General features: G+C 48.6%; 8 protein-coding genes. 4 read left to right on the top strand and 4 right to left on the bottom strand.

Annotated elements, in window-relative coordinates; genetic code table 11:
* Window positions 1–274: 274 nt before the first annotated feature.
* Window positions 275–1801, bottom strand: coding sequence for an exosortase A (gene xrtA / locus ONV78_RS08895; protein ID WP_279502684.1), 1527 nt, complete (start codon window positions 1799–1801; stop codon window positions 275–277).
* Between the two features lie 239 nt (window positions 1802–2040).
* On the opposite strand from xrtA, the gene ONV78_RS08890 reads away from it, so the two are divergent.
* The 4 genes from ONV78_RS08890 to ONV78_RS08875 all read left to right on the top strand — a co-directional run bounded on the left by ONV78_RS08890 (window position 2041) and on the right by ONV78_RS08875 (window position 7310).
* Entirely contained in the window at window positions 2041–2775 is a 735-nt protein-coding gene (locus tag ONV78_RS08890; RefSeq protein WP_127971438.1) for a PEP-CTERM sorting domain-containing protein, read from the top strand.
* A 333-nt stretch (window positions 2776–3108) separates the two neighbouring features.
* Window positions 3109–4848: an SLC13 family permease gene (locus ONV78_RS08885; RefSeq protein WP_279502683.1), complete on the top strand. Its 1740-nt coding sequence runs from the start codon at window positions 3109–3111 to the stop codon at window positions 4846–4848.
* Between the two features lie 161 nt (window positions 4849–5009).
* Complete coding sequence (locus tag ONV78_RS08880) at window positions 5010–6134, top strand: glycosyltransferase (protein WP_279502681.1); 1125 nt, start codon at window positions 5010–5012, stop codon at window positions 6132–6134.
* 9 nt (window positions 6135–6143) lie between these two features.
* Window positions 6144–7310, top strand: a complete 1167-nt coding sequence (locus ONV78_RS08875) for a DegT/DnrJ/EryC1/StrS family aminotransferase (RefSeq protein WP_279502680.1) — start codon at window positions 6144–6146, stop codon at window positions 7308–7310.
* A 104-nt stretch (window positions 7311–7414) separates the two neighbouring features.
* Here the strand turns inward: ONV78_RS08875 and ONV78_RS08870 are convergent, their stop codons facing one another.
* From ONV78_RS08870 to prsK, 3 genes are all read right to left on the bottom strand, one after another.
* The gene (locus ONV78_RS08870; RefSeq protein WP_279502679.1) at window positions 7415–10069 is read right to left on the bottom strand and encodes a tetratricopeptide repeat protein; all 2655 of its coding nucleotides are present in this window, start codon (window positions 10067–10069) and stop codon (window positions 7415–7417) included.
* A 25-nt stretch (window positions 10070–10094) separates the two neighbouring features.
* Window positions 10095–11447, bottom strand: a complete 1353-nt coding sequence (gene prsR, locus ONV78_RS08865; RefSeq protein WP_127971430.1) for a PEP-CTERM-box response regulator transcription factor — start codon at window positions 11445–11447, stop codon at window positions 10095–10097.
* 129 nt (window positions 11448–11576) lie between these two features.
* The gene (gene prsK / locus ONV78_RS08860; RefSeq protein ID WP_279502678.1) at window positions 11577–13679 is read right to left on the bottom strand and encodes an XrtA/PEP-CTERM system histidine kinase PrsK; all 2103 of its coding nucleotides are present in this window, start codon (window positions 13677–13679) and stop codon (window positions 11577–11579) included.
* Between the last annotated feature and the right edge of the window lies 1 nt (window position 13680).

Raw genomic sequence — 13680 nt, 5'->3', positions numbered from 1 at the left:
CCATGCTACATGCTTGGCGACTAGCTCTGGCGCTATCATCATCCCGGGTTGTTCATATTCCCTTCGAGAATCGCTCTTTGGAAGCGTGCGATGATAGGTTAACACGTACAACGTTGGACAGGTGGCCTTCCTGATTTTTATCAAGAAGCCGACATAACGAAGGATTCGAAATACCTTTTTGACAGAATTTTTTACAAACACCCTGGCGCCTAAAATGTGAAGTCGTTCCCGTGTGATGATCAAGCTTTAACACACAGGAATTTTGAAGTTGTTTCTAAATTTTACTGGTAAAGTGTTTGGCTACAAATTGGGATAGCGAGTCCAAGGCTGCGTTGTCCGCGTTACACTCTTGTGTGGAGTTGCAGTACTTTGCAATTGCGATAAGTCCGCCTGATTCGTCGCCAGCAAGCTTGGAAAAGGCACCCAATACTTTTGCTTCGATATTGGTCTCTGCGATAAATCCGCCGACTTGATACCAGTGCCTTATTAGTACGTAGCTCTCAGTATTTTTCTTCTTCAGCAGCGTTTCCGCCACTTTCAGCTCTGATGTGGTGGATAATCTAATTGAAGAATTGCTAATCAAGCCCCACTGCTTTTCATCGAAAAGAAGGTTATTGAAGTATACCAGCTCTTTGCCTTGGTGTTGCTCAAAGTACCAGTTTATGCTCAGCTGCAAGCTCTCGCCGGTTTCATTGATGTAAACGCCATTGGTGCTTAAGTCAGTATTGTGAAAGCTGGGCTTCCAGTCCATATCCTTTATAAGGGGGCCTTTCCAGTTTTGGTCGCCAACAGGTAGGGCTTGGAAGTGCGCTGCATTTGTAGGCTCACTCTCTGTCGTTGACGAAAGTGTAAACAGCCAGGCGGGAGAAAAAAGTAAAGTGAATAGGGTCACGCCAACCAAGACAGCATTGCTGCGAAAGGGGGGGCGGTAAGTTGTGTGGTTGGTCGAGTCAGCCTCCTCTTCCTCAGGGTTTCCCTTTGCGGCATTCTTTTCAATAAAGTGGGCGGATATAAATAAAGGCAGAAGGCATACAAGCGCGAAAATGACCCACCCATACACTTCGTGATCATTAACCAGCGAGCTTTTCATGTCAGTCTGATATCCGGCGTATATAATGCCAAAAACCCGAACCCAGTTCGCCAGCATTGAAAAAAATATGCTAATAGAGAAGAGCATGAGGCTTCTTCTAATGTCTTGTAAATACAATATTCCATAGACATTTGCTATGAACATGGCCACTAACAGGTATCGAGAGCCACTGCAGCCGCCCGCTACAAAAAACGTTCCCTGAGGAATGGTAATATAAAGGTCCCTAATTACCGCAGGGATATCAAATATGCCAAGTAGAAATTGGTTGGTGAAAACAGTAATCCGCTGCAGCAATGGCGCTATGTCGTCCCACACAGGTAAGGCAAAATAGAGTAGCGCCAATGTAGGGACGACCTTTATGAAGAACTGTTTTCCATATAAGAGCAATCCGCTAAATATCAGGAAGCAGGGCAGGCTCAAGGTGGCTACGGTTTTCACGTCAGCAGCTTTCGCAAGCAGATGCGCGGAGGCCGTGATTATCAGTGCGGGAAGGAAGATCCACCATCTATTAGGCTGAAGCTTAAGGACTTCATCCCGTTTTGTGTAAAGGAGCCATATGGTGACAAAGAAGACCAAGAAGCCATGTGTATAGTCATAGGAGTCATTCCAAAGCTGAAATAACGACAGCCAATCTTGCCAATACCCTAGAGAAATGGCTAGAAGTACCAGGGAAATTGTGATCAGGTTAAGTTTTTTAATCTCTGACTGCATTGCTCGCACAACTAAAATTCAGTGATTGCGCACTATAAAGAAGAATAAAAACGGAGATCAACTGGTTTTGTGGCCTTATAACCTTCTTGTCAGGTTTTTTTACATCCTTAAGGTTTTTATAACTATCTGACTTTGTTTAAGTTATTGATTTACATTTGAAATTATTTTTTGGCACGCGTCATGCTATTAACTCTGCGGGTTTATCATCACTTTCTTTCAAAAGAAAAAAGGAATCGGTTATGAGTTCTTTCACCAAGTCAACTTTGGCGGCACTGGCGATCGGTGTTGCTGCGGCTTCTGCAAATGCTGCAACTATCAACGATGGCTATAACGGCGCTGGTCTTTCCTATAACGGCGACGTATTTGGTAATGCGAAGATTTATCAAGTGGATCGTATGGAAGTGTCCTACGATGCAGACAACCTGTACGTAAACGTATATACCAACTTCTTCGAAGGCGCTGACAGCCTGGGTCACAAGTTTGGTGACCTGTTCATCAGCACCAATGGTTGGAACCCTAACGGCACTGCGGCCAACCGTTATGGTACAGACGATGTTAGCAATGGCGAGCACTGGGAATATGCTCTGGATTCTGCAACTGGCGATCTGTATAGCTTGTCAGAAGTAGACTACGCTTCTCAGTTGGTTCTGTCTGGTCCTGGTTCTGTTCGTGTAAATCAAGAAGTTGGCGTTAAAACTGACGCTGCTAGCTTGGTTGCCGGCGAAACTTCTAGCGCTGACCTGAGTGGTGCGAGCACCACAATTGGCTCACTGGGCGTTCTGTCCTTTACTATTACCTTGGCTGACCTGGGTATTACTGATCTGAGCAAATCTACTGCTCTGGGTCTGCGTTGGACTATGACCTGCGCTAACGACGTTATCGAAGGCGGTTTCAACGTTCCTGAGCCAGGCACATTGGCTATGCTGGGCCTTGGCTTGGTTGGACTGGGTCTTTCTCGTCGTAAGAAAGCCTAATTCGGACCTGCCTAAAGGTTGAAATAATTGGGGTGTAAAGACTTCTTTACGCCCCTTTTATTTATTCTGCAACCAGTCTTGAGGGATGTCTTCCCATCACAAGAATAGTGGTTTGAGTTTATTTGAATGAGATGCCCATGGAAGCGGGTTCTAGTTAAATAATTTATGCCTCCAGGTTAGAAGGCTCTCCTTCTTAGCCATGCATTAAACCTTCCTTGTTCTTCTACTCCGCGGAAAAACCTTCTCCTGGCAAAGTTTGATGTCAGTAATTGCAGGGGCATAAAAGGTGTGGTGGAATGTGCGTTTTGACAGTTACCTTAAATAGGAGTTGGCGTGTTCGGCGAATTGGACCTCTGGTTATCTGCGCTGGTGGTTTTATCTATCCTTGTCGCGCTGGCTGCCACATCCTTGCGTCCAGCAATGGTGTTTATTTTTGGTTTGGTAGTCCTGTACGCCATGGGGCTGGTGGACCGTGAAAAAATGCTGGCGAATTTTACCAACACATCTCTGGCTTCATTGGTTTTATTGCTTTTGTGTTCGGTGGCGCTAGAAAAGACGTTGCTGCTGCCGAGAGTAGCGGGCTGGATAGTTGGAGAAACTGAGCGTAGTAGCTTGCTCAAGACTATCGGTGTTGCAGGAATTGTAAGCAGCTTTGCAAATAATACAGCGGTTGTAAGTTCGCTCATTGCCCCACTTAAGAATAATAACTTCATATCGCCTTCGCGCTTGCTTATTCCTCTATCTTACGCCTCAATTTTAGGGGGGGTTCTAACTCTGGTTGGTACTTCCACTAACTTGATTGTAGATGGGTTTGTTCGGGAGGCAGGGTACCCCCCTTTGGCGTTGCTTGATTTTATTTGGGTTGGAGTGCCGGTCTTCCTTTGTGGATGTGCATGCATTGTTTATGTCAGTGTTCGCTCTTTGCCCAAAAATGGCAAAGCCAAATCGTCTTTGCAGTCTGAGTACTTCCTTGAATATACCGTATTGCCTCAATCGCCGTTGATCGGAAAGACTGTGTCCGAGAACGGATTCAGAAATTTGGAGCAACTATTCCTTGTTGAAATTATTCGGCGTGGGCACTTGATCACGCCAGTGACGCCTTCTGAACTAATCGAACCCAACGATGTGCTTATTTTTGCTGGCGATATTTCGCAAGTGCAGTTGCTGAGCCATTTTCCTGGCTTGGAGCCTTTCGACGATAAGCAGGACTTGCTTGAGAGGAACTTGGTTGAAGTGGTGGTGACTCAGTCATCGCAACTGAAAGGGAAGACTCTGAAAGAGGTTAACTTTCGGGCGATGTTTGATGCTGGGGTCGTTGCAATCCGTCGGGGAGATGAGCGCTTAAAGGGGGGGTTGGGAAAAATCCGGATTTTCCCGGGAGATGCGCTGGTTTTGGCTGTGGGCGACGACTTTATGAATATGCCTAACCTGGCCTCTAATTTGTTGGTAGTTAGAGGGTTGCGCACTAATCAAAAGTTTTCAGGACTTAATAGCGCCTTAATTGTCCTGGGTTTTTTAGGGATGCTGCTTGGAAGCGCAATGGGAGCCTATTCACTCTTTGATGGCGCCTTGTTTCTGCTCCTCTTCTATATATCGATGCGCTTCATCAGTCTAAATGAGTTGTTCAGGAAGTTGCCAATAGAGCTGATTTTGATAATCGGCGCTGCGCTGGGCATCGCTCAGGCTATGACGCATAGCGGTTTGGCTGATGTTGTCGCTACTGGAATTATGTCTGTTTTTGGTGGGCTAGGTCCTTGGGGGGCCTTGGCGGGTATATATTTGGCGACTTGGTTGTTAACTGAGCTAATAACAAATAATGCCGCCGCTGCGCTGGCTTTTCCTATTGCCTTGGCGGCGGCGCAGAGTATGAATGTCGATCCAAAACCATTTTTTATGGTGGTTGCTTACGCTGCGAGTGCAAGCTTTCTCTCGCCTTATGGCTACCAAACAAACTTGATGGTTTATTCCGCTGGTAACTACCGGTTTTTGGACTACATCAAAGCGGGGGCTCCTGTGGCGTTGGTATACGGTGTCATGGTGGTCTTGCTTACGCCATTGTTTTTCCCTTTTTAACGGTTGAATCCAAAGCTAAAATTTCCAACTTGAAGTTGGCGATATGCTAATATCCTGCGCCAAATGCAGTGTTGACGCGATGCTCAGTTATTATGAGGTGGCGTTAATGTATGTGGACGGGATTTGAGAAGAATTTCTGCTTAATTTTGAATAGGTGACCCATGCTCAAGATACTATTCTGGGTGGCGTTGTTTGGCGCAGTATATAGCTACTTTTTATATCCTTTGATTTTGAAGCTGCTGCCCAAAAGAAGAATGGTTAGGGCGGAGGGATCGGCCGCAAGAAAAGTTTCGCTCATCATAACGGCTCATAATGAGATAGATCGAATTAGGGAGAAGATAGAGAACAGTTTGGAGCTGGACTATCCGGATATGGAGATTATTGTGGCGTCGGACTGCTCCACTGATGAAACGGACGATATTGTCAGAGAGTATGCGGATAAAGGGGTTCGGTTGGCCAGGGCCGATGAACGTAAAGGCAAAGAGTACGCTCAGCTGCAGGCAATTACTATTGCCGCTGGCGAGATACTTGTGTTTTCGGATGTTGCGACCAAGATTCCAGCGGATGCGATTAAAAAGTTGGAAAGCTATTTCGCAGATGAAAGAGTCGGTGCTGTGTCCAGTGAGGATCGCTTCATTACTAACGATGATCAGGTTGCGGGAGAGGGCGCTTATGTCAAATATGAGATGTGGTTGCGCCGCTTGGAATCTGAGCGTTTTGGTTTGGTTGGATTGAGCGGTTCTTTCTTCGCTGCGAGAAAGAAGGTATGCGAAGAATGGGATATCTACTCTCCTAGTGATTTTAATACTGCCCTTAACTGCGCGAAAAAAGATCTGGTTGCTGTGACGGCGCCGGATGTCTTGGGCTTTTATAAAGATGTTGCTGATCCGCAGAAAGAGTATCAGCGCAAGGTGCGGACAATTATCAGAGGAATTACCGCCTTGTCGCGTCATCCTCAAGTACTAAGTCCTGTCCAGTTTGGCTGGTTTGCAGTTCAGATATTGAGTCATAAGGTAATGCGCTGGGCGGTGCCCTGGTTTTTGGCGGCGTTGCTTGTATTTAGCTTGCTGCTGAATTATCAGGGGGGAATCTATTCTTTGGTGCTGCTGGGACAGACTGCATTTTACTTGCTGGTCTTGACTGGTCATTTCAAGCCGGACTTGCGCGAAAAAGTATACGTGAAGATTCCTTACTTCTTTGTCCAGGTAAATTTGGCGATCGCCAAAGCTACCATTGATTTCTTCAAGGGGACGAGAATGACCGTGTGGACGCCATCCAAGCGATAGGAGGCTGACGTGTTAGCTAAAGTCAGACCTGTAGGCGGCAAGGTTTATCTGTCGCAAAGTGCGCCAGTTGATATTCCATGGAAAGCGAGCTATCAGCATATCTATACTAATAGCGGCACTGCAGCTTTATCTCTGGCGGTTGCTGCTGCGATGCAGGCAAAAGCGTCATCAGTTGTTGGCGCTCCTGAGGTTATTCTGCCAGCTTATGCCTGCCCGGATTTGGTAGCGGCGATAATTGCTCAAGGGGCGTCTCCCGTTTTGGTTGATTTGGAAGAGAGCTCTTTCTTCCTGAATCTTGAGCAGCTTCAGGAGGCGGTGACTAGTAATACGGTTGCTATCATTGCGGTTAATTTTCTAGGCATGTATGAGCGGTTGCCTGAGTTGAGAGAGATTGCTGACGCCGAAGGCCTTATGTTAATTGAAGATTCAGCTCAGGCTCCTATTCCTCTGTCCGCTAAAGCAGCATATGCGGACTTCGCCATACTCAGTTACGGTAGGGGAAAGCCCGTAAACCTGATGGGCGGTGGTGCACTATTGTTTAAGTCCGCACATGCCGGGCTAATTTCGAGTATTACGAAAACTCTTGTACGTTCGCAGCTTGTCGTTAACTGGGCGTGGAAGCTAAAAGCGCTCATCGTGAATGCTCTGATAATGCGCTATCCGTATGGCTTGCTGGAGCGTATGCCTTTCTTGAATATTGGCGCCACGACCTATCATCCTCTTCAGTACATTGAAGTGAGGGATGGGATGGATCAGCTTGTCTCAATAGGGCTTAAGCATTTCTACGCTATTCGTGAAGCTCAAGTGACAGCATATGCCAGAGGGCTGGCGGAGCTTCGGAATGCTGGTTGGAAGCTTTTGCTGGATGGAGAGGCAGATAATGCTTCACGAAAGGGCTTGCTGAGGTTTCCAATTCTGGCTCCTTCGTGTGCGATGCGTGATCATTTGGAGTTGGAGTTGAATAGGCTTGGCTATGGCGTCAATGCGTTTTATCGTGTCCCTTTGTCGCAAATTGAAGGGATTAAGGCGCGAGTAAAGAATGGCGGGGATGATTTTCCGGTAGCGGAGGCGTTTGCGGATAGATTGTTAACTCTACCATGCCATGAGGGAATAACTACCAGTGAAATCGACGTGGTTGTTGATGCGGTGAAAACGGTGGCAAAGCTGGGATGCTGATCCTTATATAGGTTATAAAATTGGGATACAAAAAGGGGCGCTAATTGGCGCCCCTTTTTGTTGCTGTGGCGACTAGGTATTCCCTGAGTCGCCAAACTGAGTCATCACTGACCTGCTGCTTTTACTACTTCATCATAGTGGGCTTCGATTTCTTCGGACTTGCTGTCCAAAGTCGTAGCCTTCTTTAAGATGGGTAGGGCATTTTTGGCATCGCCATTTTTGTACATGATCCAGCCGTATGTGTCAGCGATAGCGGCGCTCTCTGGCTGTAGTTTATAGGCGTTTTCCGCCAGTTCCAGCGCTCTGGCGTCGCCTTTTTCAAAGTAGAGCCAGGAAAGATTGTTAAGCGCCACGGCATCATTGGGACGGATCTGACGTAGCTTTTCATACTGCTCAATCGCTTTGTCGGGCATGTTGTTGGCTTGGTAGCCCATAGCAAGCAGTGTAATGGTTTGTGGGCTGTTTGGCTCAATGGAAACCCACTCTTCAAGTGGTTTCAGTGATTTTGCGCCAGCCTGAGCCTTTTTCAGCGTTTCATGCATCTTGATCGCCAAAGATTGGCTTTGCTTCTGATACCAGGCTAGCTGGAATGCATTGATTGCTTTTTCAAACTGGCCTTTGCTGTAGTAATGGTCGCCTTCCACTTCATAGGGGAGGGAGGAGTCGCTAAATTCCTTCTTGATTTCGTTGAGCAGCTTAACGCCTGCAGCTTCATTGTCTGTTAAAAACTCTGTTTTAACGGGCAGTAGTCTTGCTTCTATACGATCAGGCAACGTCTTGGCGACTTCTGTGGCCAGTTTACGAGCTTCTTCATTCTTCTGGGCTTTGATTAAGCTGGGAATCTCCAGCGTGGCGACCAGAAGAGTTGTGCTTTCTAGCTGTGACCCGGCAGAGTCGAGGCCTTTTGCTTTGCTCAAAAATTGACGCGCCTTCTCAAACTCGCCGGTGCGAGCATAGAACTCCGCCAGCGTCAGGCTGGGAGCTGCTGTGGTGGTAACGTTATTTGCAATTTCCTCTAAGTAGGAAGTGGCTTCGTCAAGCTTGTTAAGCTTGTTGGCGGCCTCGAACAGGGCGCGAATAAGCGCTAAGTCTTCGGGGAACTGTTTAACCGCGCCTTTTGTTTCGTCCAGTAGCTTGTTCCAGTTCTGGGTCTTTGCAAACAGCAGAATGGAATTGCGGTATGGCGTTTTCAGGTCTGGAGAGATCTTTTTGGCTTGGTCGAACGCCTTTTCTGCTTTATCGAACTGGTCGAGGCTGGAGTAGTATGCGCCTTCTGCATTAAACGCCAGGGCGCTATTTGGTATCGCTTTCTTCCAGTCTTCGATTTCTGATTTGGCTTGATCGCCTTTTCCTGCCTTGGCGTAAGCAGAGACCAGAAGTGCGCGAATGCCTTCACTCTTGGGACTCTTGTCCTTACTGTCTGAGAGCAGGGTAATGGCTTTGTCGGCTTGACCGTTGGCCAAGTAGGCTTTGCCTAGTTTGTCGACCAGCACAGTATTAGACGCGTCCAGCGCTAACGCTTTTTCAAGTGCTTCTACGCCGCTAGCCAGATTGCCGGACTCAAGTTCCGCTACACCATAAATAGACAGTGAATCAGGGTCTTCTTTCGGTAACTTTTCGACCAGGCGAGCCGCAGCTTCAGGTTGTTGTAGCTTAAGTTTGGTGGCGGCAAGGGCTTTGGTGACGGCGCTGTTGACGTCTTCTGTGGCGAATTGGCTCAGATACTTGTCCGCTGCTTCCCAATCGCCCTGCTGGTATTTCACCATGCCCAAAAGAACGCCCGCTTCTCTGTGGCCTGGGGCTTTTTCAAGAATACCTTTCAGGTACTCCTCAGCTTTTGCGTAGTCCTTATTCTTAACTGCTTCGAGCGCTGAGACATAGCTGTTCTTGATGCTGCCTGGGCCAGACTTATCCAGCACTTCTTGGTAGGTGAAAGCTTCAGCATGTTTGCCTTGGGCGCGCAATACTTCGATTAATTCCGAAATAGTTTGATACTTCTGCAGGGTCATCAGGTCATACTGACCAATGTCTTCCAGGGCGCGAACATAAGCGTCTTCGGCAGCAGGGAAGTTCTTCTCCAAGGCGGACATTTTTGCTTTCCAGAGCCAAACATCGGAATCATTTGGCGCAAGATCCTCTGCTTTCTTCAGCTCTGCTGCTGCGCCGTCTTTATCGCTCTGCAGAAATGAGGCTTTGGATAAGCCAAGCAGTGCCTGGAATGATTTAGGGTCAGACTCCAGTGCTTTGGTATAGAGAGTGCGCGCGACGTCAGTGTTGCGCTTGGACAGCTCTATATCGCCTCTTACGATGTCTGCACGAGCTGACATGGTCGCATTGGGTTCTTGAATCTTGTCCAGCTCGGTCATGGCGTCATCAACTTTTCCGAGCAATAGCAGGGATTTAGCCAAGCCAACATGAGCCTCATTCAGCTCACCCTTTGTGGCTGTCTCTGGCTGAACTTTCAGCATTTGCTCATAGGCATCTTTTGCTTTAACGGCGTCGCCGGTGATCAGCAAAGTTTCGGCGATGATCAGGAAAGGCTTTCTGCTGGAAGGGTTGATGTTAATAGCATTTTGCGCTTCACGAATACTTGCTTTTAGCTGCCCTTGTTTTTGAAAAAAGCGAGCCTGATCCAAATGACTCTTAAACTGAATTTCTTCCTTGGAGGGGGCGCTGTTGTCTTGGCCGCTACATGCAACCAGAAGGCTGAATGCGGCCATAATTATAATTTTAAGGGATACTGCTTTTCGAAGTAGCATGATTGTTTCCTTGATTCACCCTGTATCAGGAGGACGAAATATTGTACTTATCGGTCAGGTTATACAGCGTCGGTCGGGTTATGCCAAGCAACCTGGCCGCTTTAGCCATATTGTTTTGAGTAGATTGCAGCGCTTGAATTATAGCCTGCTTTTCCGCCTCTTCGCGGACTTGGCGAAGATTCAGAATATCCCCGGCGAACTGAGGTTGTTCGCCGAGCTCCAGATCCTTGGCTGTTATTTTCTTTTCGTCGCACATGATGGTTGCGCGCTTTATTTTATTGATCAGCTCACGGACGTTGCCCGGCCATTCATAACATTGAATGGCGCGAATAGCGTCGTCGCTGAACCCAATGACGCCCTTATCAAGCGTTTTTGTAAAGTTCTCCAGTAGCGATCTGGCGATAACGATGGAATCGCCCATACGCTCGCGCAAAGGAGGAACTTTCAAGGTGATTTCGCTGACCCGATAGTAAAGGTCTTCCCGGAAATTACCCTCGGCGATAAGCTGGGTGACTTCTCTGTGCGTTGCGCAGATGACGCGAACGTCGACCGGGATTTCTTTCATCCCGCCAACGCGCTCAATGACGCGTTCCTGTAGGAAGCGCAGCAGCTTGGCTTGCAGAGACATTGGCATATCGCCGATTTCATCCAGAAATAGAGTGCCGCCGTGAGCCAGCTCTATTTTTCCCTTTTTCATTTGAGTGGCGCCGGTGAATGCGCCTTTTTCATAACCGAACAACTCGCTTTCCAGCAGGTTTTCAGGAATAGCGGCGCAGTTGATGGCGGCGAAATTGTGGTCTGCGCGGGGGCTTAAATCATGGATAGCGCGCGCGAGTACTTCTTTACCTGTGCCTGTTTCACCAAGGATGAGTGTGGTGACGTCAGCGGGGGCGATCTTCTCTACCGTTCGGCATACCTCCAGCATCTGTGTGCTGGAAGCGATAATGCCTTTCAGGCGTGAAGTGGATTTGCTTTGCTGAAGCTCACGGTTTTCATGCTCCAGTTCATACAAGCGGAAGGCGCGATTGACGACGAATGACAGAATGTCTGCGTCCAGAGGCTTCTGATAAAAATCGCTGGCGCCCATACCGATAGCCTTCACCGCATTCTCACGCTCTTCGCGGCCGGTTACGACGATGATTTTGGTCATCGGCGCAAGGGTGAGGATTTCCTGAAGCAACGCAAAACCTTCACTGGCTCCGCCAGGATCAGGAGGTAGACCCAGGTCAAGAGTAACGACCTGTGGTTCGACGCGTCGAAGATGCGACAGGGCTGATTCACGGTCGTCGGCGACGAAGACTTCTGTGTCCTCAAAACACCAACGCATCTGGCTTTGAAGACCCGGGTCGTCTTCAACAATGAGTAGTTTTTTCTTCACAGACTGATCGAACCTTAAAATTCCATGAACGGAGGTATGTAGTTTTTGGCGGTACATGTTAACAGGGAAATCCCCAAAGACAACAGAGGAAGAATGGCCTGTCAGGATATTTTACTACTTTGCTTGTCTTTACTGGTTAACCGCCTTCATATTGCTGAATCCGGGGGTAGGAACGGCTCCGCCAACGATGGGAATTTTGATCGTAAAACAGGTCCCTACGCCAACCTGGCTAGTCACATCGACCGACCCTCCGAGTTTGCGAATATATTCCCGGCTTTGGTATACGCCGATGCCCATGCCAGTTAACCCTTTGGTGCTTTCGAAGGGTTTGAACAACTGGCCTTTGATAAATTCATCCGTCATACCGCAGCCGGTATCCTGTACGAACACGACGACCCAGCCGGCGCTACGTTTTACGGAAATACTGACTTCGCCCGTTTTGTCCGTGGCGTCCTGCGCGTTCTGGATTAAGTGTATGAATACGCTTTTGAGTTTGTCGCGATCGGCGGTGATGGAAATCGCCGAGCTTTCACCACTGAAAGAGGGATGAGGCTCGCGTTTTGACTCATAGGCGATGACTTCCTTAATCAGGCTGACCAGATCAAACTGGGTGATTTCGTCTCTGGTGACGGGGTTTCTGATTTGCACCAGCAGATGGTTCATTTTTTTCAGGGCGTGTTCGGTGGTGCGAATCATATCGTCAATAAAGACGGGGTTGGTTTTATGCCTTTCCGCATTGTTCACCAGCAACGACAACTGAGCGATGATCGTTTTTAAATCATGCACCATGAAGGCGGAAGTTCTGTTGACCGCCTCAAACTGTTTTGACTCGGAAAGTCTATCCTGAGTCTGCAACAGCGCCAGATAGCCGCCAGCCTGACGGGCGACGATCTTCAATAAGTCGTAGTTTTCCCAGTTGAGTTCTATTTTGGCGATCGGCTCTGCGATCAAGACGAAGCCAAACAGGCTTTCTCGAACGAATAGCGGAACGATAAGCCAGGGTTTTTTGGTGTTCCAGATACAGTCTGGTATTTCCATGAGGTGATAGCGGGTAGGGTCGATCTGGTATTCCTTCAAATTGACGACCCAGTCGCCCTGGCTCAGAAACTCTATCAGCTCAGAGCTGACGTCGATCTTGTCGAACTTGATTTCACTCATGTTCCAGAAAGCTTTCGCCGAGAAGCTGTTGTCCTCGTCTCTTAACCATAATGCGCCGGCATGGCTCTCGACCAGGTTAGACATGACCCGGATGATTCTTTTTTCCAGCGCTTCATCGGAATCTAGCGCGGTGAGTAAGCGGGTGATGCTCAGCCACTCTTCCCGGTAGTCATATTTGTAGTTAAAGAAGTGCTGGCTGATAAAAACCATTAACCGTGCGCGCAACCAGGCGGAGCTGCCTAGTAGCACCAGAATAATGGTGGAAGAGAAGAAGAAAATAATCAGCAGCGCTTCGGACCAGGAGCCGCCAGCCGTGTTGATGTAGTAGCCGCCGGCGGACATGATGAGGAGGTACAGGCCGGCGAACACGAGGGCGCTGGTATGGAAGACAAACTGTCTCGATATCTGTACGTCAATGGGCTGTTTGCGCGTGTTGACCATGGTGAGCGCCACTAGCGGCGCGCAGATGGTGTTTACAGCGCCCCGGGCGTCCCAAAACGGCGCGGAGATCTTGTTGAACAGCAGCGCGTCAGAGTACAAAAAGAAGTCGTAGATATAAAAAGCGCCAATGCCCAGGCAGAGGTAGCGGATATTTGAGCGCTTATAGCCGGTGGCGTTGCGCCATACCTGCTCCAGCATGACCAGCCCCGCCAGGGAAACGCTGATTTGGCCGAGCAACAGCCACTGTCCTGAAATCAGCGGCTCGTCTGTAAAGCTGCGGGTGAAGCCCGCCACCAGCATGACCGCCAATACGGCGATGATAGACATGCCAAGCCAGTACTGAGTCGGCGTATTGCTTTTTCTTGGGCTGAGATTGATGCCCAGTATGATGAAAAGCACGCCAATCCAGGCCGCGTTGCGAACGACCTCCAGGCAGTAACGGGTGACGAAAGAGGGGGCTCCGATAGCCTGCTGCGCAGCAAGCGCTCCCAACCAGATAGAGGTGACCAGGCAAGCGGTCAACAACGCCCTGTCCACAAGGCGGCGCATATAACCCCTTGCGAGCAGAAGCGTAATAAGAAAGTAAACCAGGGCGCCAGTTGCGTGACTGATGGCTCCGAAATTAATAACCATA

This window comes from Hahella sp. CR1 (genome assembly GCF_029813005.1).
GTDB lineage: Bacteria > Pseudomonadota > Gammaproteobacteria > Pseudomonadales > Oleiphilaceae > Hahella.
Note: the sequence above shows the minus strand (reverse complement) of the source record. Positions and strands in the feature narration are given on the sequence as shown.